Below are 18474 nucleotides of genomic sequence, written 5' to 3' on the forward strand. Positions count from 1 at the left end.
TTAGGAAAAAGTATGCATCGCAAAATGATTGACGTCTGGGTGGGCCTGTTTGTCGTGCTCGGCGCCTTGGCCTTGCTGTTCCTGGCCCTGAAGGCCGGCAACATGAGCACCATCTCGTTCACCAAGACCTATGCCGTTACTGCCAAGTTCGACAACATCGGCGGCCTCAAGCCGCAGGCGCCGGTCAAGAGCGCGGGCGTGGTGGTCGGGCGCGTGGGCGACATCAATTTTGACGACAAGTCCTACCAGGCCCTGGTGCGCCTCGACCTGCAGCCGCAGTACAAGTTTCCCAAGGATAGCTCGCTGAAGATCCTGACCGCCGGCCTGTTGGGCGAGCAGTACGTCGGCATCGAGCCGGGCGGCGACACCAACAACCTGGTCGATGGCGATCGCATCGCCCACACCCAGTCCGCGGCGGTGCTGGAAGACCTGATCAACCAGTTCATCTACAACAAGGCTGCCGAAGGCGGCAAGGAAGGGGGCGCGCAGCAATGATCCGCCAGCTGTCCCTCTTCGGTGGCGTGGCCGCCTCCGTCCTGCTGACCGGCTGCGCGACCCCGGCCAACCCGCAGGACCCGCTCGAGAAGTTCAACCGCGCCGTGTTCACCTTCAACGACACGGTGGACCGCGTCGCGCTCAAGCCGGCCGCCACGCTCTACAAGGAGCGCACGCCGAGCTTCCTGCAAACCGGGGTGAACAATTTCTTTGGCAACCTGACCGATGCCTGGAGCGGGGTGAACAATCTTGCCCAGGCAAAAGGGCGAGATGGCATGAACGACCTGACCCGTTTTGCCTTCAACTCGACCTTCGGCATTTTCGGCGTGCTCGATATTGCCACGCCGGCCGGGTTGCGTAAACACAACGAAGACCTGGGCCAGACGCTCGGCTATTGGGGCGTGCCAAGCGGGCCCTACTTGATGTTGCCGATCCTGGGCCCATCTACCGTGCGTGACTCCGTTGCCCTTCCGGCCGACTTGTGGGGCGACCCGTGGTCGCACAAGATGCCGGTCAACTGGCGCAACGTCGGCATCGGCGTGCGTGCGGTGGACCAGCGTGCGTCGATCCTGGACGCGTCCAACTTGCTGGAAGAGGCGGCGCTCGACCGCTACGAGTTTATCCGCGACGGCTACCTGCAGCGCCGCGCGAGCCGCGTGTACGACGACGAGCGCTCGCAAGAGAAGCACGAGAAGCGGCTGCGCCAGCAGGAGCAGCATGATGAGCAGGAGCCCAGCGGCAAGGTCGATATGAAAGGCGCCTACGGCGACGACGATGCCAGCGGCAAGGTCGACATGAAGAAGGCCTATGGCGACGACGGCGACGCTGCCGCCACGCCGCCGCAGCAACCCGCGCCGTCATCCAAAGAACCGCAAAAGTAGTTAACACGCTACTGCCGCGCGCCACGAGAGCGCGGGCAGCCCCGCTAACGAATGGAAGAATATTTATGAAACCTATCGCACAACTGATTGTTACCGTCCCCGCCGCCATGTTCGCGACCGCCGTGCTGGCCGCCCCCGCGCCGGCCTCCGCCGAGGCGCCGGACGTGCTGGTCAAGCGCATCGCCACCGACGTGATCGAGTCGGTCAAGTCGGACAAGGACATCCAGGCCGGCAACCGCAACAAGATCATGGACCTGGTCAATGAAAAGATCCTGCCCTACGTGGACTCGCAGAAGATGACCCAGTTGGCCGCCGGCCGCTTCTGGCGCCAGGCCACGCCGGAACAGCAGAAGGCCCTGTCCGACGAGTTCCGCACGCTGCTGGTGTACACCTACTCGGGCGCGCTGGCGCAGATCCGCAACGAGACGCTTGAATTCAAACCGTTCCGCGCCGACCCGGCCGACACCGAAGTCGAGGTGCGCTCGCAGGTGAACATGACCCGCGGCGAGCCGATCACGCTGAACTACCGCCTGTCCAAGACGCCGCAGGGCTGGAAGATCTTCGACCTGAACGTGCTGGGCGCGTGGCTGGTCGAGACCTACAAGAGCACCTTCGCGTCCGAGATCAGCAAGGGCGGCGTCGATGGCCTGATCAAGAAGCTCCACGAGCGCAACCAGCAGCTGGCCAGCAAGCCGCTGCAGGCGCCGAAGAGGTAATCTCCATGGCCGAAGCGAACCCGATGCTTTCGCTCGATGCCCTGACCTTCGCGTCCGGCCGCGCCGCGCTCGAGCAGGGCCTGGCCGCAATCGCCGCCGGCGAGACCGTGTTCGACCTGGGCGGCGTGAAGGCGGCCGATTCGACCGGCGTTGCGGTGATGCTGGCCTGGCAGCGCCGGGCGCTGGCGGCCGGGCAGCGGCTGTCCTTCATCCACGTGCCGGCCAACGTGCATTCGCTGGCGCGCCTGTACGGCGTGGACGGCCTGCTGCCGGGCAGCTGAAAGCACCAGCAGCCTTAGCGCCGTCGTCCCCGGACTCGCCGTCCGCCTTGGCGGGGACCCATGCTGAGCCGGCGGGCCTGCGGCAATTGCTTTTCGACCGGCACAGGTTCTATGGGTCCCCGCCTCCGCGGGGACGACGCGTTGGTTGTAAATATCCCCACCAGCCTCTTCCAGTTTCGATTTCCCCTATAATGGGTCGTTTCCCCGCAAGGCGGCCGCTTCTGGCCGGCCTCGAACAAGAATGACAGCGATCCAGATTAGCAACGTCGAGAAAAGCTACAAGGGCTTCAAGGCCCTCAAGGGCGTTTCCCTGACGGTTGAAGAAGGCGAATTCTTCGGCCTGCTCGGCCCCAACGGCGCCGGCAAGACCACCCTGATTTCCACCGTGGCCGGCCTGATCCGCCCCGATGCGGGCAGCGTGCAAATCCACGGCCATGACGTCGTCACCGATTTCCGCGAAGCGCGCAAGAAGCTCGGCGTGGTGCCGCAGGAGCTGGTGTTCGACCCGTTCTTCACCGTGCGCGAAACGCTGCGCCTGCAGTCCGGCTACTTCGGCATCAAGAACAACGACAAGTGGATCGACGAGGTCATGGAAAACCTCGACCTGACCAACAAGGCCGACGTCAACATGCGCGCCCTCTCCGGCGGCATGAAGCGCCGCGTGCTGGTGGCGCAGGCGCTGGTGCACAAGCCGCCCGTGATCGTGCTCGACGAGCCGACCGCCGGCGTGGACGTGGAGCTGCGCCAGACCCTGTGGAAGTTCATCGGCCGCCTGAACCGAGAGGGCCACACCGTGGTGCTGACCACCCACTACCTGGAAGAAGCCGAGGCGATGTGCCAGCGCGTGGCCATGCTCAAGCTGGGCAAGGTGGTGGCGCTCGATTCGATGCAGGGCCTGCTGCGCCGCGTGTCCGGCTCGCAGCTGGTGGTGCACATCAAGAGCGGCGCGCTGCCCGAGTCGCTGCGCGCGCTGGTCTCGCATGACGAAAACGGCAACGGTTCGCGTTACAGCCTGCGCGTCAACGCGCCGTCCGAGGTCGAAGGCATCCTCGCGCGCCTGCGCGAAGGCGGCGCCGTCGTCGACGAAATGCAGCTGCAGCAGGCCGACCTGGAAGACATTTTCATCCAGATCATGGAAGGGGAAGCCCAATGAGCATGCTGTCCGTGGGTTTCCGCACCCTGTTCTACAAGGAGACGCTGCGCTTCTGGAAGGTGGCCACCCAGACCATCGCCGCGCCGATCGTCACCTCGATGCTGTACTTGCTCATCTTCGGCAATGTGCTCGAAGGCCGCGTAGAAATGCTCGAAGGCGTGACCTACACCGCCTTCCTGATCCCGGGCCTGGTGATGATGAGCGTGCTGCAGAACGCGTTCGCCAACTCCTCGTCCTCGCTGATCCAGTCGAAAATCACCGGCAACCTGGTGTTCATCCTGCTGCCGCCGCTGTCGCACTGGGAGATCATTTCCGCGTACGTAGCGGCCTCCGTGGTGCGCGGCATCGTGGTGGGCGCCGGTGTCTTTTTGATCACGGCCTGGTTCGCGCACCTGGCGTTCACGGCGCCGCTGTGGATCCTGGTATTCGCCTTCCTGGGCGCCGCGATCCTGGGCACGATGGGCGTCATCGCCGGCATCTGGGCCGAGAAGTTCGACCAGCTGGCCGCGTTCCAGAACTTCCTGATCATGCCTGCCACCTTCCTGGCCGGTGTATTCTATTCAATCAAGAAGCTGCCGCCGTTCTGGCTGGCAGTCTCGCATTTCAATCCGTTCTTTTATATGATTGACGGGTTCCGCTACGGCTTCTTCGGCAAGTCGGACGTCTCACCGTGGACCAGCCTTGCCATCGTCGCCGTGTTTTTCGCGGTGCTGGCAGCCGTCGCCATCAACCTGCTCAAGCGCGGCTACAAGCTGCGCCACTAAGAACGTTTCAAAGGAATTATCGTGGCGACCACTCCTGAACTGATCCACAGCTACATCAAGAACGGCCTCGAATGCACCCACCTGGAGGTGGAGGGCGACGGCCAGCACTTTTTCGCGACCATCGTCTCGCCGGCTTTCGAAGGCAAGCGCCCGATCCAGCGCCACCAGCTGGTGTACGCCGCGCTGGGCGAGCGCATGCGCGAGGAGATCCACGCGCTGTCGATGAAAACCCTCACTCCTTCCGAATACCAGGGATAAGCATGGACAAGCTGCAGATCGTGGGCGGCAAGCGCCTGCAAGGCGAAATCGCCATCTCCGGCGCCAAGAACGCGGCGCTGCCGATCCTGTGCGCGGGCCTGTTGACAGCGCAGGACGTGAAGCTGACGAACGTGCCGCACCTGCACGACGTGAAGACCATGCTCAAGCTGCTGGCCCAGACCGGCCTGTCGGTGGAGCAGGACGGCGAAAGCGTCACCCTCAACGGCGCCAACATCAACAACCTGGTCGCGCCTTACGAAATGGTCAAGACCATGCGGGCGTCGATCCTGGTGCTCGGCCCCCTGCTGGCGCGCTTCGGCGAAGCCAAGGTCTCGCTGCCGGGCGGCTGCGCGATCGGCTCGCGCCCGGTGGACCAGCACATCAAGGGCCTGCGCCAGATGGGCGCCGAGATCAGCATCGAAGGCGGCTACATCCACGCCAAGTGCGCCCGCCTGAAGGGCGCGCGCATCCACACCGACATGATCACCGTGACCGGCACCGAGAACCTCTTGATGGCAGCCGCGCTGGCCGAGGGCGAAACGGTACTGGAAAACGCCGCGCGCGAGCCCGAGGTGACCGACCTGGCGCACCTGTTGGTGAAGATGGGCGCGAAGATCGACGGCATCGGCACCGACCGCCTGGTGATCCAGGGCGTGAACGAGTTGAAGGGCGCCAGCCACGGCGTGATCTCCGACCGCATCGAGGCCGGCACCTTCCTGTGCGCGGTGGCGGCTACCGGCGGGGACATCGTGCTCACCCGCACCCGCACCGACATCCTCGACGTGGCGCTGGACAAGTTGCGCGAGATGGGCGTGGAACTGACCCTGGGCGAGAACACGATACGCGCGCGCATGGACAAGCGTCCGCGCGCCGTCTCGTTCCGCACCACCGAGTATCCGGGCTTCCCGACCGACATGCAGGCGCAGTTCATGGCGGTGGACGCCATCGCCGAGGGCGCCAGCCGCGTCACCGAGACGATTTTCGAGAACCGCTTCATGCACGTGCAGGAGCTCAACCGCCTGGGCGCCGCGATTGAAATCGACGGCAACACCGCCTTCATCCAGGGCGTGGACCGGCTGGTGGGCGCGCCCGTGATGGCCACCGACCTGCGCGCCTCGGCCTCGCTGGTCATCGCCGGCATGGCCGCCCAGGGCACCACCCTGATCGACCGCATCTACCACCTCGACCGCGGCTACGACCAGATGGAAGTGAAGCTGTCGGCAGTGGGCGCGGACATCGTCCGCATCAAGTAACGAAGAATATGAATACCACCAATACGGCTGAACCGCAGCTCATCCTGGCGCTGTCGAAAGGCCGCATTTTCGAAGACACCCTGCCGCTCCTGGCGGCAGCCGGGATCACGGTCACCGAGAACCCGGAGACCTCGCGCAAGCTGATCCTGCCCACCAACGACCCCGGCGTGCGCGTGCTGATCGTGCGCGCGAGCGACGTGCCCACCTACGTGCAGCATGGCGCCGCCGACTTCGGCGTGGCCGGCAAGGACGTGCTGCTCGAGCACGGCGGCGAGGGCCTGTACCAGCCGATCGATCTGAACATCGCGCGCTGCCGACTGTCGGTGGCCGTCAACGCCGGCTTCGATTACGAGACCGCGGTGCGCCAGGGCGCGCGCCTGCGCGTGGCCACCAAGTTCGTGCACACCGCGCGTGAGCACTTCGCGTCCAAGGGCGTGCACGTGGACCTGATCAAGCTGTACGGCTCGATGGAGCTGGCGCCGCTGGTGGGCCTGTCGGACGCGATCGTGGACGTGGTCTCGACCGGCGGCACGCTGCGCGCCAACAACCTGGTCGAAGTCGAAAAGATCATGGAAATCTCGTCGCGGCTGGTGGTGAACCAGGCCGCGCTCAAGCTCAAGCGCGAGCGGCTGCAACCGATTCTCGACGCGTTCGAGCGCGCATCAAGGACACAAGGCTGATCATGGCAGTACAAATCCGCAAACTCGACTCCACCGCGCCCGACTTCAAGCAAACCCTGTCGGCGCTGCTCGCTTTTGAAGCCGAGACCGACGATGCGATCGAAGGCGCGGTCGCAAAGATCCTCGCGGACGTGAAGCGGCGCGGCGACGCCGCCGTGCTGGAATACACCAACCGTTTCGATCGCATTCCCGGCGGCGCCGCCAGCATGGCCGCGTTCGACCTCAAGCAAGAAGAACTGGATGAAGCGCTGGCCGCGCTGCCCGAAGCGCAGCGCGCCGCGCTGCAGACGGCGGCCGAACGCATTCGCGTGTTCCACGAGCGCCAGAAGCAGGAACTGAACGGCTTCACCTACACCGAGCCTGACGGCACCGTGCTGGGCCAGCGCGTGACCCCGCTCGACCGTGTGGGCATCTACGTCCCCGGCGGCAAGGCCGCCTATCCGTCGTCGGTGCTGATGAATGCGATTCCGGCACAGGTGGCGGGGGTCAAGGAAATCGTGATGGTGGTGCCGACCCCGGACGGCGTCAAGAACCGCATGGTGCTCGCTGCCGCCGCGATCGCCGGCGTCACGCGCGTGATCACCATCGGCGGCGCGCAAGCGGTCGGGGCGCTCGCCTACGGCACCGAAACGATTCCCGCCGTGGACAAGATCGTCGGCCCCGGCAACGCCTATGTGGCCGCCGCCAAGCGCCGCGTGTTTGGCACCGTGGGCATCGACATGATCGCCGGCCCGTCCGAAATCCTGGTGCTGTGCGACGGCACCACCGACCCGGACTGGGTGGCGATGGACCTGTTCTCGCAGGCCGAGCACGACGAGCTGGCGCAGGCCATCCTGCTGTGCCCGGACGCCGACTACATCGCGAAGGTGGAGGCGAGCATCCACAAGCTGCTGCCGGCCATGCCGCGCAGCGCCACGATCGAGACCTCGCTGTCGGACCGCGGCGCGCTCATCAAGGTGCGCGACATGGACGAAGCCTGCGCGATCGCCAACGCCATCGCCGCCGAGCACCTGGAAATCTCGGCCGAGCACCCGCAGCAGTGGGCCGACAAGATCCGCCACGCCGGCGCCATGTTCCTCGGCCGCTTCTCGTCCGAGTCGCTGGGCGACTACTGCTGCGGCCCGAACCACGTGCTGCCGACCTCGCGCACCGCGCGTTTTTCGTCGCCGCTGGGCGTGTACGACTTCCAGAAGCGCTCCTCGGTCATCAATGTGAGCGAAGCGGGCGCCCAGGTGCTGGGGCGCGTGGCCGCCGAACTGGCCTACGGCGAAGGGCTGCAGGCCCACGCCAGGAGCGCGGAGCTGCGCCTGAAGCCCGCCTCATGAGTGCGGGCTGGGTCAACCAGGTCTTCTGCGAGGATGCGCTGGCCGGCATGGCGCGCATCCCGGATGCTTCGATCGACCTGATCCTGACCGACCCGCCCTACAACCTCGGCAAGGATTACGGCAACGCCTCGGACCAGCAAAGCGTGGAGGACTACCTGGCCTGGACCGAGCAGTGGATCGATACCGCGCTCCCCAAGCTCAAGCCCAACGGCAGCCTGTACATCTTCCTGACCTGGCGCTTTGCGCCGGAGATCTTCGTGATGCTGAAAAAGCGCATGACGATGATGAACGAGATCATCTGGGACCGCCGCGTGCCCTCGATGGGCGGCAGCACGCGCAGCTTCTCGTCGGTGCACGACACGATTGGTTTTTTTGTGAAGCGCCGCGATTACTACTTCGACCTGGACGCCGTGCGCATCCCGTACGACCCCGAGACCAAGAAGGCGCGCTCGCGCTCCATCTTCGTTGGCGCCAAGTGGCTGGAAGTGGGCTACAACCCCAAGGACGTGTGGAGCGTGTCGCGCCTGCACCGCGAGCATCCCGAGCGCGCCGACCACCCGACCCAAAAGCCGCTCGAGATCATCGAGCGCATGGTCAAGGCCTCGTGCCCGCAAGGCGGCGTGGTGCTCGACCCGTTCATGGGCAGCGGCACCACCGCGCTCGCGGCCAAGCGAACTGGCCGCAATTTCACCGGTTTTGAACTGAATCCCGCCTACTGCGAGATCATCGAAGCGCGGCTGGCCGCGCCCGACATGGCGCCGGCAGTCGCCAGGAAACGCAAGGCCGCGGCCAAGGCCGCGCCGCTACAAAAGGAGGGAACGGCATGAGCTTTCTCGACAACCTGATCGCCAACACCATTCGCGCCGACGTGCGCGCCGAGAAGGGCTACCACGTGCCCGACGCCAGCGGCTACATCAAGCTGGACGCGATGGAAAACCCGTACGAGCTGCCGCGCGAGCTGCGCCGCGAACTGGGCGAGCGCCTGGCCGAGGTGGTCATCAACCGCTATCCGCTGGCCTCGTACGCCACGCTCAAGGAGCGCGTATGCGCCAGGATGGGCGTGCCGGAAGGCTTCGACGTCCTGCTCGGCAACGGCTCCGATGAACTGATCAGCATCATCGACACCGCGCTCGCGCGCCAGGACCGCCGCGCCGTGGTGCTGGCGCCGTACCCGTCGTTCGTGATGTTCGAGCGCAGCGCGCGCCTGACCGGCATGGACTTCGTCAGCGTGCCGGTCAAGGAAGACTTCACGCTCGACATGCCGGCCATGCTGGCCGCGATTGCCGAGCACAAGCCGGTGGTGGTGTACCTGGCCTATCCGAACAACCCGACCGGCAACCTGCCGGACGACGCCGACGTGGTGCGCATCGCCGAAGCCCAGGGCGAACATGGCCTGCTGGTGGTGGACGAGGCCTACCAGCCGTTTGCCCGCAAGAGCTTCATGGGCCGCCTGCCGCAGCACCCGAACATGATCGTGATGCGCACCCTGTCCAAGCTGGGCCTGGCCGGCATCCGCCTGGGCTACATGTCGGCCGCGCCGGAACTCCTGGCGCAGTTCGAGAAGGTGCGCCCGCCCTACAACGTCAACGTGCTGACCCAGGCCGCGGCCGAGTTCGCGCTCGACCACGTCGGCGTGCTCGACGAACAGGCCGCGCGCCTGAACGAGGAACGCACCCGGCTGCAGCGCGAACTGTCGGCTCTGCCGGGCGTGCAGGTGTTCCCGTCGGCCGCCAATTTCCTGCTTGTGCGGGTACCCGATGCGGATAAGACTGTCGACAAACTGCTCGCGGATCGGGTGCTGATCAAAAATTTGAGTAAAATGGGCAAACTGCTGTCCGGCTGCATCCGCGTCACGGTCAGCACGCCGGAAGAGAATTCCGTATTCCTGAATGCCCTGAAGGCATCGCTGAGTTGAACTGACAGAGCATTTCCAACATGAGCCGTACCGCTGAAATCACGCGCAACACCAACGAGACGCAGATTCGCGTCGCGATCAACCTCGACGGCACCGGCAAGCAAAAGCTGAACACCGGCGTGCCCTTCCTCGACCACATGCTCGACCAGATTGCCCGCCATGGCCTGATCGATCTCGAGGTGGAGGCGGTTGGCGACCTGCATATCGACGCGCACCACACGGTCGAGGACACCGGCATCACGCTGGGCATGGCCGTGGCCAAGGCGGTCGGCGACAAGAAGGGTATCCGCCGCTACGGCCATGCCTACGTGCCGCTGGACGAGGCGCTCTCGCGCGTGGTGATCGATTTTTCCGGTCGCCCGGGCCTGGAGCTGCACGTGCCGTTCACGCGCGCCATGATCGGCACCTTCGACGTGGACCTCACCGGCGAATTCTTCCGCGGCTTCGTCAACCATGCCGGCGTGACCCTGCACATCGATAACCTGCGCGGCCAGAACGCGCACCACCAGTGCGAGACCGTGTTCAAGGCCTTCGGCCGCGCGCTGCGCATGGCCACCGAGCTTGACGAACGCGCCGCTGGCACCATTCCGTCCACCAAAGGCAGCCTGTAACCAGACACCGGCCCCCGGATTTTTCAGATATGAACAAGATAGTAGTGGTCGACTACGGCATGGGTAACCTGCGCTCCGTGGCGCAGGCCTTGTCCGCGGTCGCGCCCGAGGCCAGCGTCGTCATTTCGGGCGAGGTGGCCACCATCGACAGGGCGGACCGCATCGTGCTGCCCGGCCAGGGCGCCATGCGCGACTGCATGAAGAGCCTGCGCGAGTCAGGGGTCGAAGAAGCCCTGCTGCGCGCCGCCAAATCGCGCCCGATGATGGGCGTGTGCGTGGGCGAGCAGATGCTGTTCGACCTCAGCGAGGAAGGCGACACGCCGGGCCTGGGCCTCTTGCCGGGCCGCGTGGTGCGCTTCGCGCTGGACGGCAAGTTGCAGCCGGACGGCTCCCGGTTCAAGGTCCCTCAGATGGGCTGGAACCGCGTGAAGCAGGTGCGCGCGCACCCGCTGTGGGAAGGCATCCCTGACGACAGCTATTTCTACTTCGTGCACAGCTACTATGCGGTGCCGGAAGATCCGGCCGATACGATCGGCGAGACCGACTACGGCGCGCCGTTCTGCTGCGCGGTGGCGAAGGACAATGTCGTCGCCACCCAGTTCCACCCCGAGAAAAGCGCGGCCGCCGGCCTGCGCCTGTATCGCAATTTCGTCCACTGGAATCCTTGATCCCAACCTGTCCAACCCAACGTCAACGACCATGCTGCTGATTCCCGCCATCGACCTGAAAGACGGTCACTGCGTTCGCCTGAAACAGGGCGACATGGACCTCGCCACCGTGTTTTCCGAAGATCCCGCCGAGATGGCGCTGCACTGGCTGAAGAAAGGCGCGCGCCGCCTGCACCTGGTGGACCTGAATGGTGCCTTTGCCGGCAAGCCCAAGAACGAAGCGGCGGTCAAGTCGATCCTCAAGGTGGTGCAGGACTTCGCCGTCGAGAACGAGGTCGACGAGATCCCGGTCCAGCTGGGCGGCGGCATCCGCGACCTCGACACCATCGAGCGCTACCTCGACGACGGCATCAGCTACATCATCATCGGCACCGCGGCGGTCAAGAGCCCGGGCTTCCTGCACGACGCCTGCGGCGCCTTCCCGGGCCACATCATCGTCGGCCTGGACGCCAAGGACGGTAAGGTTGCCACCGACGGCTGGAGCAAGATGTCCGGCCACGAGGTCATCGACCTGGCCAAGAAGTTCGAGGGCTACGGCGTGGAGTCGATCGTGTACACCGACATCGGCCGCGACGGCATGATGGCCGGCGTGAACATCGACGCCACCGTCAAGCTGGCTAAGGCGGTCAAGGTGCCGATCATCGCCTCCGGCGGCGTGCACAACCTGTCCGACGTCGAGGCCCTGTGCGCCGTGCAGGACGAAGGCATCGAGGGCGTCATCTGCGGCCGTTCGATCTACGAAGGCACGCTCGACCTGACCAGCGCGCAGCAGCGCGCCGACGAACTGACCGAGGGCACCGAAGCCTAAGCTTATGCTTGCAAAACGCATCATCCCCTGCCTGGACGTGACCGGCGGCCGCGTGGTCAAGGGCGTCAACTTCACCGAGCTGCGCGACGCCGGCGACCCGGTCGAGATCGCGCGCCGCTACGACGAGCAGGGCGCGGACGAAATCACCTTCCTCGACATTACCGCGTCCAGCGATGGCCGCGACCTGATCCTGCCGATCATCGAAGCGGTGGCATCGACCGTGTTCATTCCGCTCACCGTGGGCGGCGGCGTGCGCAAGGTCGAGGACGTGCGGCGCCTGCTCAACGCCGGCGCCGACAAGGTGTCGATGAACACCTCGGCCGTGCAGAACCCGCAGCTGGTGTACGACGCTTCGCAAAAGCACGGCGCGCAGTGCATCGTGGTGGCGATCGACGCCAAGCAGGTCGCGCCCGGCAAGTGGGAAGTGTTCACCCACGGCGGGCGCAACCCGACCGGGCTCGACGCCGTCGAATGGGCACGCAAAATGGAAGAGCTGGGCGCTGGCGAGCTGCTGCTGACCAGCATGGACCGCGACGGCACCAGGTCCGGTTTCGACCTGGGCCTGACCCGCGCCGTCTCCGACGCGGTCGGCATTCCCGTGATCGCCTCCGGCGGCGTGGGCGGCCTTGCGGACCTGGCCGACGGCATCACCAAGGGTCACGCCGACGCGGTGCTGGCCGCCAGCATCTTCCACTACGGGCAGCACACGGTCGGCGAAGCCAAGCGCTTCATGCGCGAGCGCGGCATCCCGGTGCGGCTGGACTGAAGGAACAACGATGGCACCATCGACCGCGGCGGCGAACGCCAAGTGGCTCAAGAAGATCAAGTGGGACGAGCACGGCCTGGTGCCGGTGATCGCCCAGGAAGTGGCGACCGGCGACGTGGTCATGTTCGCCTGGATGAACCGCGACGCGCTTGCCAAAACGGTGGAGCTGGGCGAGGCGGTGTACTGGAGCCGCTCGCGCAAGAAGCTGTGGCACAAGGGCGAGGAGTCCGGCCACGTGCAGAAGGTGCTCGAGATTCGCCTGGACTGCGACGACGACGTGGTGCTGCTCAAAATCGAGCAGGCCGGCGGCATCGCCTGCCATACCGGCCGCCATTCGTGCTTCTTCCAGAAGTTCGAGGGCGACGACTGGCACACGGTGGAGCCCGTGCTGCGCGATCCGGAAATGATTTATACCAACCCGAAGAAATAACATGAGCACAACCCTGGCGCGCATTGCGCAGGTGATCGAATCGCGCAAGATCGAGAACGGCGGCGACCCGGCCAAGTCGTATGTGGCCAAGCTGTTCGCCAAGGGCGACGACGCCATCCTCAAGAAGATCGGCGAGGAAGCCACCGAGACCGTGATGGCGGCCAAGGACGCGCGCGTGTCTGGCGACGCGTCCAAGGTGCTGTACGAATGCGCCGACCTGTGGTTCCATTCGATGGTCATGCTGGCCAATTTCGGCCTGACCCCGCAGCAGGTGCTGGATGAGCTGGCCCGGCGCGAAGGGCTGTCGGGCCTGGAAGAAAAAGCATCGCGCAAGGAATGACGAAACATTAAACAACGTCATTCCCGCGCAGGCGGGAATCCATCCTGAGTTCGCGACAAAGTTGCCGTCGCCATACCGCACGCTCAGCATGGGTCCCCGCCTTCGCGGGGACGACGCACGGAGGACAACATGGACAACTGCATCTTCTGCAAGATCGCCGCAAAACAAATTCCCTCCACCACGGTCTATGAAGACGACGACCTGCTCGCCTTCAAGGACATCAACCCGGCCGCCCCGGTGCACCTGCTGGTGATCCCAAAACAACACATCGCCACGCTGTCGGACTGCAACGACAGCCACGCCGCCCTGCTGGGCAAAATGCTGGCGCTGGCGCCCAAGCTGGCCGCCGAGCATGGTATCGCCGTGCAGCAAGATGCCGACGGCAACCGCAGCGGCGGCTTCAAGACGCTGATCAACAGCGGCCCGAACGGCGGCCAGGAGGTTTATCACCTGCACCTGCACGTGTATGGCGGCCCGCGTCCGTGGCGCGGACTCGGAACTTAACCCCGGTTCTGTCCACGGCAGCAGCGCATCGCTTATACTGTCGGTTGGTTCTTGGGCGGGATGCGCCCTTGCAAGGAGAAAACAATGGGTTCGTTAAGTATTGGCCACTGGCTGATCGTGCTGGTGGTGGTAGTGCTGATCTTCGGCACCAAGAAGCTGGGTAACGTGGGTTCCGACCTGGGCAAGGCCGTCAAGGGCTTCAAGGACGGCATGCGTAACGACGAGGAAAAGCAGCCGGCTGCCAGCCAGCCGGCCCAGCCGCAGCCGCCGCAGCAGGTAGCTGACCAGACGACCATCGACGTGGAAACGCGCGAAAAGACTCGTCACTGATACCTGACCGCGTTCCATGATCGATCTCGGTCTTTCCAAGCTCGCGCTGATTGGCGTGGTGGCGCTGGTGGTGATCGGCCCTGAAAAGCTGCCCAAGGTGGCGCGCATGGCCGGCACCTTGTACGGTCGCGCCCAGCGTTACCTGAACGAGGTCAAATCCGAAGTCAGCCGGGAAATCGAGCTGGAGGAGTTGCGCAACCTGCAAAAAGATGTCGAGCAGACCGCGCAGTCGTTCAAGGACGAGGTCGAGAAAAGCGTCTCCAGCAGCATCAGCGAGGTCGAATCGGCCTGGCGCGGCGACGCTCCGGCCGCACCACCTCCGCCGTCTGCCACCGTCACCGACCTCGAGCGCAAGGCGCGCGACTTCCGCCGCAAAAAGCTGGTGCGCAGCTCCGCCATTCCGGCCTGGTACAAGAGCCGCAACGGCGTGCGTGGCCGGGTGATGTCGGGCGCCGCGCGCGTGCGCAAGTACCGCCCCGCCGCCAAATCCAACAGATCGTTTTTCTAGATGACCGACCAAGCCTCGGGCGAAGAGTCCTTCATTTCCCACCTGATCGAGCTGCGTGACCGCCTGGTCAAGGCGATGATCGGCGTTGCCCTCGTCTGCCTGGTCCTGCTGCTGTGGCCGGGGCCGGCGCAAATCTACGACTTTTTGGCCACCCCGATGATCGAGTCGCTGCCGGTCGGGTCCAAGATGATCGCGACCGGCGTGGTGGCGCCGTTCTTTGTGCCGTTCAAGCTCACGCTGCTGCTGGGCCTGATCATCGCGCTGCCGTGGGTGTTCTACCAGATCTGGGCGTTCGTCGCGCCGGGCCTGTACGCGCACGAAAAGCGGCTGGTGCTGCCGCTGGTGATCTCGTCGTCGCTGCTGTTCGTGCTGGGCGTGGCGTTCTGCTACGTGTTCGTGTTCAAGCGCGTGTTCCACTTCATCAGCGAGTTCGCGCCCACCTCGATCGCCGTCACGCCGGACGTGGACAACTACCTCGACTTCGTCATGTCCATGTGCCTGGCCTTCGGCGCCACGTTCGAGGTGCCGGTGGTGGTGGTGATTCTGGTGCGCATGGGCATCGTCAGCCTGCAGAAGCTGCGCTCGATCCGCCCCTACGTGGTGGTCGGCGCCTTCGTGGTCGCAGCCATCGTGACGCCGCCGGACATCGTCAGCCAGCTGTCGCTCGCGATCCCGATGTGCCTGCTGTACGAGCTGGGCATGCTGGTGGCGCCGATTTTTGTGCGGGCCACGCGGTCGCCGGAAGAGGCCGCCTGAGCGTAGGGTGGGCGGGTCTCCCGCCCACGCGTTCAACAACGGTATGCAGGCCCGCCTGGCTCAGTTCGTCCTGAGCATCCCCCCGTTGCCCAAACCGCCGGCAACGGATTGCGCCCGGTAATTGCGCACGGCGCGCACCATCTGGTTGTACGAATCCATGAACGATGCCGCCAGCACCTTGCCCTGCGGCGTGCTCGAAAAGCCGTTCACGCCCGCCACGCCGCGGTCGAAGAAGGTCCCCATCATGCCGATGTCCCAGTTACGCGCGCTGCCTTCAGCGGCGGCCAGCTGGATGCCGGAGCGGTTATCCACCAGCAACAGCATGGTCGAGGCCTCATTCGATTTCATCGCCCCAGTCAGCAGCGAGGCCACCGAACCAATGCGCCCGCCCAACAGGCCGCCGACGCCGCCCGTGTCCTTCTGGCTGAAGGTGATCGACGGTGTCATCGTGTAGTCGGCCGCGACCATCTGCCCCTTGCCGAAGTTGCTGGTGCGGCGCAGCTCGCCGCCCTGCATCAGCGCACGCTCGGTCTGCATGTTGGCCATCGCCTGGCCACGCTCGACGATCACGAAGCAGTTCGATTGCTGGACGATCATGCGCAGCAGCGGCACCGTGCTGCGCAGCCGGTAGTCGGCCGACATCTGCTGCAACCAGGGCTGGCTGGCCTCTTCCATGATTGACAGCGTGCCCAGGGATTGCGGGCAGTGTTCGAGCTGGCTGTTGACGTTTTCGCCAGTCGCGCCCGCTGCCGCGCCGGTGGCGACGGTCTTTGCGCCCGACGAGCCGATCGACGGGGTGGTGGCGCAGGCGGCCAGCAGCATGGGAAGGAACAGGCAGGCGATCCGGGGCGGCTTCATGAGATACCTTTCGGAAATGTTTGGCGGGAGACCTTGGGTATCGTATCCACCAGAAAACATTTCCCGCTTGTCCGGACGCAAGCAGGGCCTTGAGGCAAGCCCAAAAGCCGTCGTCCCGACCCAGATCGGGACCCATGCTGAGCATAACGAAGCCGCAGCGCCGGCAAACTCAGCATGGGTCCCGTCGTGCGACGGGACGACGTGGTACTACTGCTGCTGCATCAGCTCGCCAATCACGCGCACCGGCGCGTTGCCGTAGCTGAGGAACTGCTCGTTGAACTGGCGCAGGTCGAAGCGCTCGCCCAGTGCCTGCTTGCGCTTCTCGCGCAGTTCCATGATGTCGCTGTAGCCGCTGAAATAGCTGGTCAGCTGCACCGACGACAGCTGCACGCGGCGCCACTTCTCCTCGGCTTCCTGGCGCGTCTGGAAGGCCTGGCGCACCAGCAGGTCCAGCGCCTGCTCCTGCGTCATGCCCAGCACGTGCACGCTGTAGTCGAGGATGGTGTTGGTCACGCTGCGCAGGTTCCACTTGCACCACATCAGCCACATCTCGGGCGCGTTGTCGCCATAGCCGGCGTCGAGCATCAGGCGCTCGCCATACACCGCCCAGCCCTCGACCATGGCGCCGTTACCGAACAGCGACTTGACCAGCGACGGCGAGCGGTTCGCGTACACCAGCTGCGCGTAGTGGCCCGGGATCGCCTCGTGCATGTTCAGGATTTGCAGCATCCAGTCGTTGTACTCACGCAGGCTGCTCTCGGCCTGGGCCGCGCTCATGCCGTCCATCGGCGTGACGTTGTACCAGGTCTTGTCACGCGGGCGATACGGCCCCGGCGCATCGATGCTGGCCCCTGCCACGCCACGCTGGTAGATCGGCGTCTCGCGCACTTCCAGCGGCTTCTTCGGGTCCAGCGCCAGCAGGTTATGCGAGGTCACCCACTCCTGCAGCAGCGGGATCTGGCGGCGGATCTCGGGGAAGAAGTTCTCGCGCGTGCTGTGGTGCTCGGACAGCTTGTCGATCACCATGCCGATCTTTTTGATGCGGTCCTCGGGCTTGGCTGCGCTGCCCATGGTCTTGGCCCACAGCTGATCGGCCAGCGTGTCCATGCGCGCCAGGAGCTCGTCACGCGCGGCCAGCGCCTTGCGGTAGGTCTGCTCGGCCGTGCTGGACGACTGGATCTCGAGCGCGAACTTCTGCTCATACAGCTGCTTGCCGATCCTGAACGAGCGCGCATGCTGCATCTGCTGCTGCGACTTGTCCAGGTCCGCCAGGTACTCCACCCACGCCAGCAGCGCGCTGCCCGCATTGGCCACACGCTGCGCGAAGATCGCCTTTTCCTGCGGCGTGAGGCTGGTGTCATCCTGCGCCGCCTTGCCCAGGTCGGCCAGCACCACCAGCGTGCCGGGCGCCTGCGCCAGCGCCAGAAGCGTGTGCTCGTGGGTCGGATTGACGATCGACGACTGCGCCGCGCGGTAGTAGTCGGGCACGCGCGCCAGGCGCTTCAGGATCGTGCGCAGCCGCTGGGGCTTGGCCGCGTACTCGGTGTTCATGATCAGGTCGAGCGATTGCGCCACGTTGTACTGCGCCGGGTTCCACTCGAACTCCTTGAACGTGGTCAGGCGCCAGCGGTCGTTCTCCAGTTTGTTGATCAGGAGCGCCTGGTCGGTGCGCTGCTTGGCCGATAGCCGTTCGGACTTCAATGCGCGCAGCTTCTCCAGCCATTCGTCGGTAAAGGCCAGGCGCTTGGCGCGCGTCTCGCGGTCGGGAATGGACACGCGGGCGGCGGTGTCGAACTTGCCCACTTCGATCGCGCCCTCGGGGTCGATGCGCCACAGCGCGGTCAGGAACTGCATGGACAGGTTGTCGAACTGCCGGTCGGGCCAGCGCTCGGCTGCCGGCTGCACTGCCACCGCTTTCGCGGGTGCCGCCTTCGGGGCACTCTCCTTTGCCATGCTGGCTTTCGCGGCGCCGTGCTTCGTCGATTTGCCGGACGCCTTGGCTTTGGCGACCTTCGCTGGTTTGGCCTTGGCTGCCTTGCCATGCTTGGCGGCGCTCGCGGGCGCCAGCGCAAAGGTGGACAGCAGCACGGCCAGGGCGATCTTCGTTTTCATCATCTCTGCGGCCTTGTAGTTACGCGCGGAGCCCCGAACTGCCGGGTCCGCAAAAACCGCAT

General features: G+C 65.1%; 24 protein-coding genes. 22 read left to right on the forward strand and 2 right to left on the reverse strand.

Features of this window, described 5'->3' with window-relative positions:
• Positions 1 to 12 precede the first annotated feature (12 nt).
• From mlaD to tatC, 22 genes are all read left to right on the forward strand, one after another.
• Positions 13 to 495 carry an outer membrane lipid asymmetry maintenance protein MlaD gene (gene mlaD / locus NX773_RS18760; RefSeq protein ID WP_258857814.1) on the forward strand — a complete coding sequence of 161 codons (483 nt, stop codon included), beginning with the start codon at positions 13 to 15 and terminating at the stop codon, positions 493 to 495.
• Positions 492 to 1376 carry an MlaA family lipoprotein gene (locus tag NX773_RS18765; RefSeq protein ID WP_258857815.1) on the forward strand — a complete coding sequence of 295 codons (885 nt, stop codon included), beginning with the start codon at positions 492 to 494 and terminating at the stop codon, positions 1374 to 1376. The genes mlaD and NX773_RS18765 overlap by 4 nt, the downstream gene beginning before the upstream one ends.
• Positions 1377 to 1441: 65 nt before the next feature.
• Entirely contained in the window at positions 1442 to 2092 is a 651-nt protein-coding gene (locus NX773_RS18770) for an MlaC/ttg2D family ABC transporter substrate-binding protein (RefSeq protein ID WP_258857816.1), read from the forward strand.
• A gap of 5 nt (positions 2093 to 2097) precedes the next feature.
• Positions 2098 to 2373, forward strand: coding sequence for an STAS domain-containing protein (locus NX773_RS18775; RefSeq protein WP_258857817.1), 276 nt, complete (start codon positions 2098 to 2100; stop codon positions 2371 to 2373).
• Between the two features lie 241 nt (positions 2374 to 2614).
• Positions 2615 to 3526 (forward strand): ABC transporter ATP-binding protein, encoded by a 912-nt coding sequence (locus NX773_RS18780; protein ID WP_258857818.1) that lies wholly within the window; start codon positions 2615 to 2617, stop codon positions 3524 to 3526.
• Entirely contained in the window at positions 3523 to 4290 is a 768-nt protein-coding gene (locus tag NX773_RS18785; RefSeq protein WP_258857819.1) for an ABC transporter permease, read from the forward strand. The genes NX773_RS18780 and NX773_RS18785 overlap by 4 nt, the downstream gene beginning before the upstream one ends.
• A gap of 21 nt (positions 4291 to 4311) precedes the next feature.
• Positions 4312 to 4548, forward strand: coding sequence for a BolA family protein (locus tag NX773_RS18790; RefSeq protein ID WP_258857820.1), 237 nt, complete (start codon positions 4312 to 4314; stop codon positions 4546 to 4548).
• 2 nt (positions 4549 to 4550) lie between these two features.
• Positions 4551 to 5801, forward strand: a complete 1251-nt coding sequence (gene murA, locus NX773_RS18795; protein WP_258857821.1) for a UDP-N-acetylglucosamine 1-carboxyvinyltransferase — start codon at positions 4551 to 4553, stop codon at positions 5799 to 5801.
• A gap of 8 nt (positions 5802 to 5809) precedes the next feature.
• Positions 5810 to 6481 (forward strand): ATP phosphoribosyltransferase, encoded by a 672-nt coding sequence (hisG, locus tag NX773_RS18800; RefSeq protein ID WP_258857822.1) that lies wholly within the window; start codon positions 5810 to 5812, stop codon positions 6479 to 6481.
• A 2-nt stretch (positions 6482 to 6483) separates the two neighbouring features.
• Positions 6484 to 7806 (forward strand): histidinol dehydrogenase, encoded by a 1323-nt coding sequence (gene hisD / locus NX773_RS18805; RefSeq protein ID WP_258857823.1) that lies wholly within the window; start codon positions 6484 to 6486, stop codon positions 7804 to 7806.
• The gene (locus tag NX773_RS18810) at positions 7803 to 8633 is read left to right on the forward strand and encodes a DNA-methyltransferase (RefSeq protein WP_258857824.1); all 831 of its coding nucleotides are present in this window, start codon (positions 7803 to 7805) and stop codon (positions 8631 to 8633) included. The genes hisD and NX773_RS18810 overlap by 4 nt, the downstream gene beginning before the upstream one ends.
• Positions 8630 to 9721, forward strand: a complete 1092-nt coding sequence (gene hisC, locus NX773_RS18815; protein ID WP_258857825.1) for a histidinol-phosphate transaminase — start codon at positions 8630 to 8632, stop codon at positions 9719 to 9721. Before NX773_RS18810 ends, hisC begins: the two co-directional genes overlap by 4 nt.
• Before the next feature lie 20 nt (positions 9722 to 9741).
• Positions 9742 to 10332, forward strand: a complete 591-nt coding sequence (hisB, locus tag NX773_RS18820; RefSeq protein ID WP_258857826.1) for an imidazoleglycerol-phosphate dehydratase HisB — start codon at positions 9742 to 9744, stop codon at positions 10330 to 10332.
• A 29-nt stretch (positions 10333 to 10361) separates the two neighbouring features.
• Positions 10362 to 11000, forward strand: coding sequence for an imidazole glycerol phosphate synthase subunit HisH (gene hisH / locus NX773_RS18825; RefSeq protein WP_258857827.1), 639 nt, complete (start codon positions 10362 to 10364; stop codon positions 10998 to 11000).
• A 31-nt stretch (positions 11001 to 11031) separates the two neighbouring features.
• Positions 11032 to 11808 (forward strand): 1-(5-phosphoribosyl)-5-[(5-phosphoribosylamino)methylideneamino]imidazole-4-carboxamide isomerase, encoded by a 777-nt coding sequence (hisA, locus tag NX773_RS18830; RefSeq protein ID WP_258857828.1) that lies wholly within the window; start codon positions 11032 to 11034, stop codon positions 11806 to 11808.
• Positions 11809 to 11812: 4 nt separating this feature from the next.
• On the forward strand, positions 11813 to 12574 hold the full coding sequence (gene hisF, locus NX773_RS18835; protein ID WP_258857829.1) for an imidazole glycerol phosphate synthase subunit HisF: 762 nt from the start codon (positions 11813 to 11815) through the stop codon (positions 12572 to 12574).
• A 10-nt stretch (positions 12575 to 12584) separates the two neighbouring features.
• A complete protein-coding gene (gene hisI / locus NX773_RS18840) occupies positions 12585 to 13004 on the forward strand; it encodes a phosphoribosyl-AMP cyclohydrolase (RefSeq protein ID WP_258857830.1) in 420 nt (139 codons plus the stop codon).
• 1 nt (position 13005) lies between these two features.
• Positions 13006 to 13344: a phosphoribosyl-ATP diphosphatase gene (locus NX773_RS18845; protein WP_258857831.1), complete on the forward strand. Its 339-nt coding sequence runs from the start codon at positions 13006 to 13008 to the stop codon at positions 13342 to 13344.
• A gap of 129 nt (positions 13345 to 13473) precedes the next feature.
• Positions 13474 to 13848: a histidine triad nucleotide-binding protein gene (locus tag NX773_RS18850; RefSeq protein WP_258857832.1), complete on the forward strand. Its 375-nt coding sequence runs from the start codon at positions 13474 to 13476 to the stop codon at positions 13846 to 13848.
• Positions 13849 to 13932: 84 nt separating this feature from the next.
• Positions 13933 to 14178, forward strand: coding sequence for a Sec-independent protein translocase subunit TatA (gene tatA, locus NX773_RS18855; RefSeq protein WP_258857833.1), 246 nt, complete (start codon positions 13933 to 13935; stop codon positions 14176 to 14178).
• 16 nt (positions 14179 to 14194) lie between these two features.
• On the forward strand, positions 14195 to 14686 hold the full coding sequence (gene tatB / locus NX773_RS18860) for a Sec-independent protein translocase protein TatB (protein WP_258857834.1): 492 nt from the start codon (positions 14195 to 14197) through the stop codon (positions 14684 to 14686).
• On the forward strand, positions 14687 to 15442 hold the full coding sequence (tatC, locus tag NX773_RS18865; RefSeq protein WP_258857835.1) for a twin-arginine translocase subunit TatC: 756 nt from the start codon (positions 14687 to 14689) through the stop codon (positions 15440 to 15442). It abuts the gene before it with no gap.
• 60 nt (positions 15443 to 15502) lie between these two features.
• Here the strand turns inward: tatC and NX773_RS18870 are convergent, their stop codons facing one another.
• Together NX773_RS18870 and NX773_RS18875 are read right to left on the reverse strand one after the other, a co-directional pair.
• Positions 15503 to 16300, reverse strand: a complete 798-nt coding sequence (locus NX773_RS18870; RefSeq protein ID WP_258857836.1) for a CsgG/HfaB family protein — start codon at positions 16298 to 16300, stop codon at positions 15503 to 15505.
• 207 nt (positions 16301 to 16507) lie between these two features.
• Positions 16508 to 18415, reverse strand: a complete 1908-nt coding sequence (locus tag NX773_RS18875; protein ID WP_258857837.1) for a DUF885 domain-containing protein — start codon at positions 18413 to 18415, stop codon at positions 16508 to 16510.
• Positions 18416 to 18474: the final 59 nt, after the last annotated feature.

Source organism: Massilia solisilvae (assembly GCF_024753215.1).
GTDB lineage: Bacteria > Pseudomonadota > Gammaproteobacteria > Burkholderiales > Burkholderiaceae_D > Telluria > Telluria solisilvae.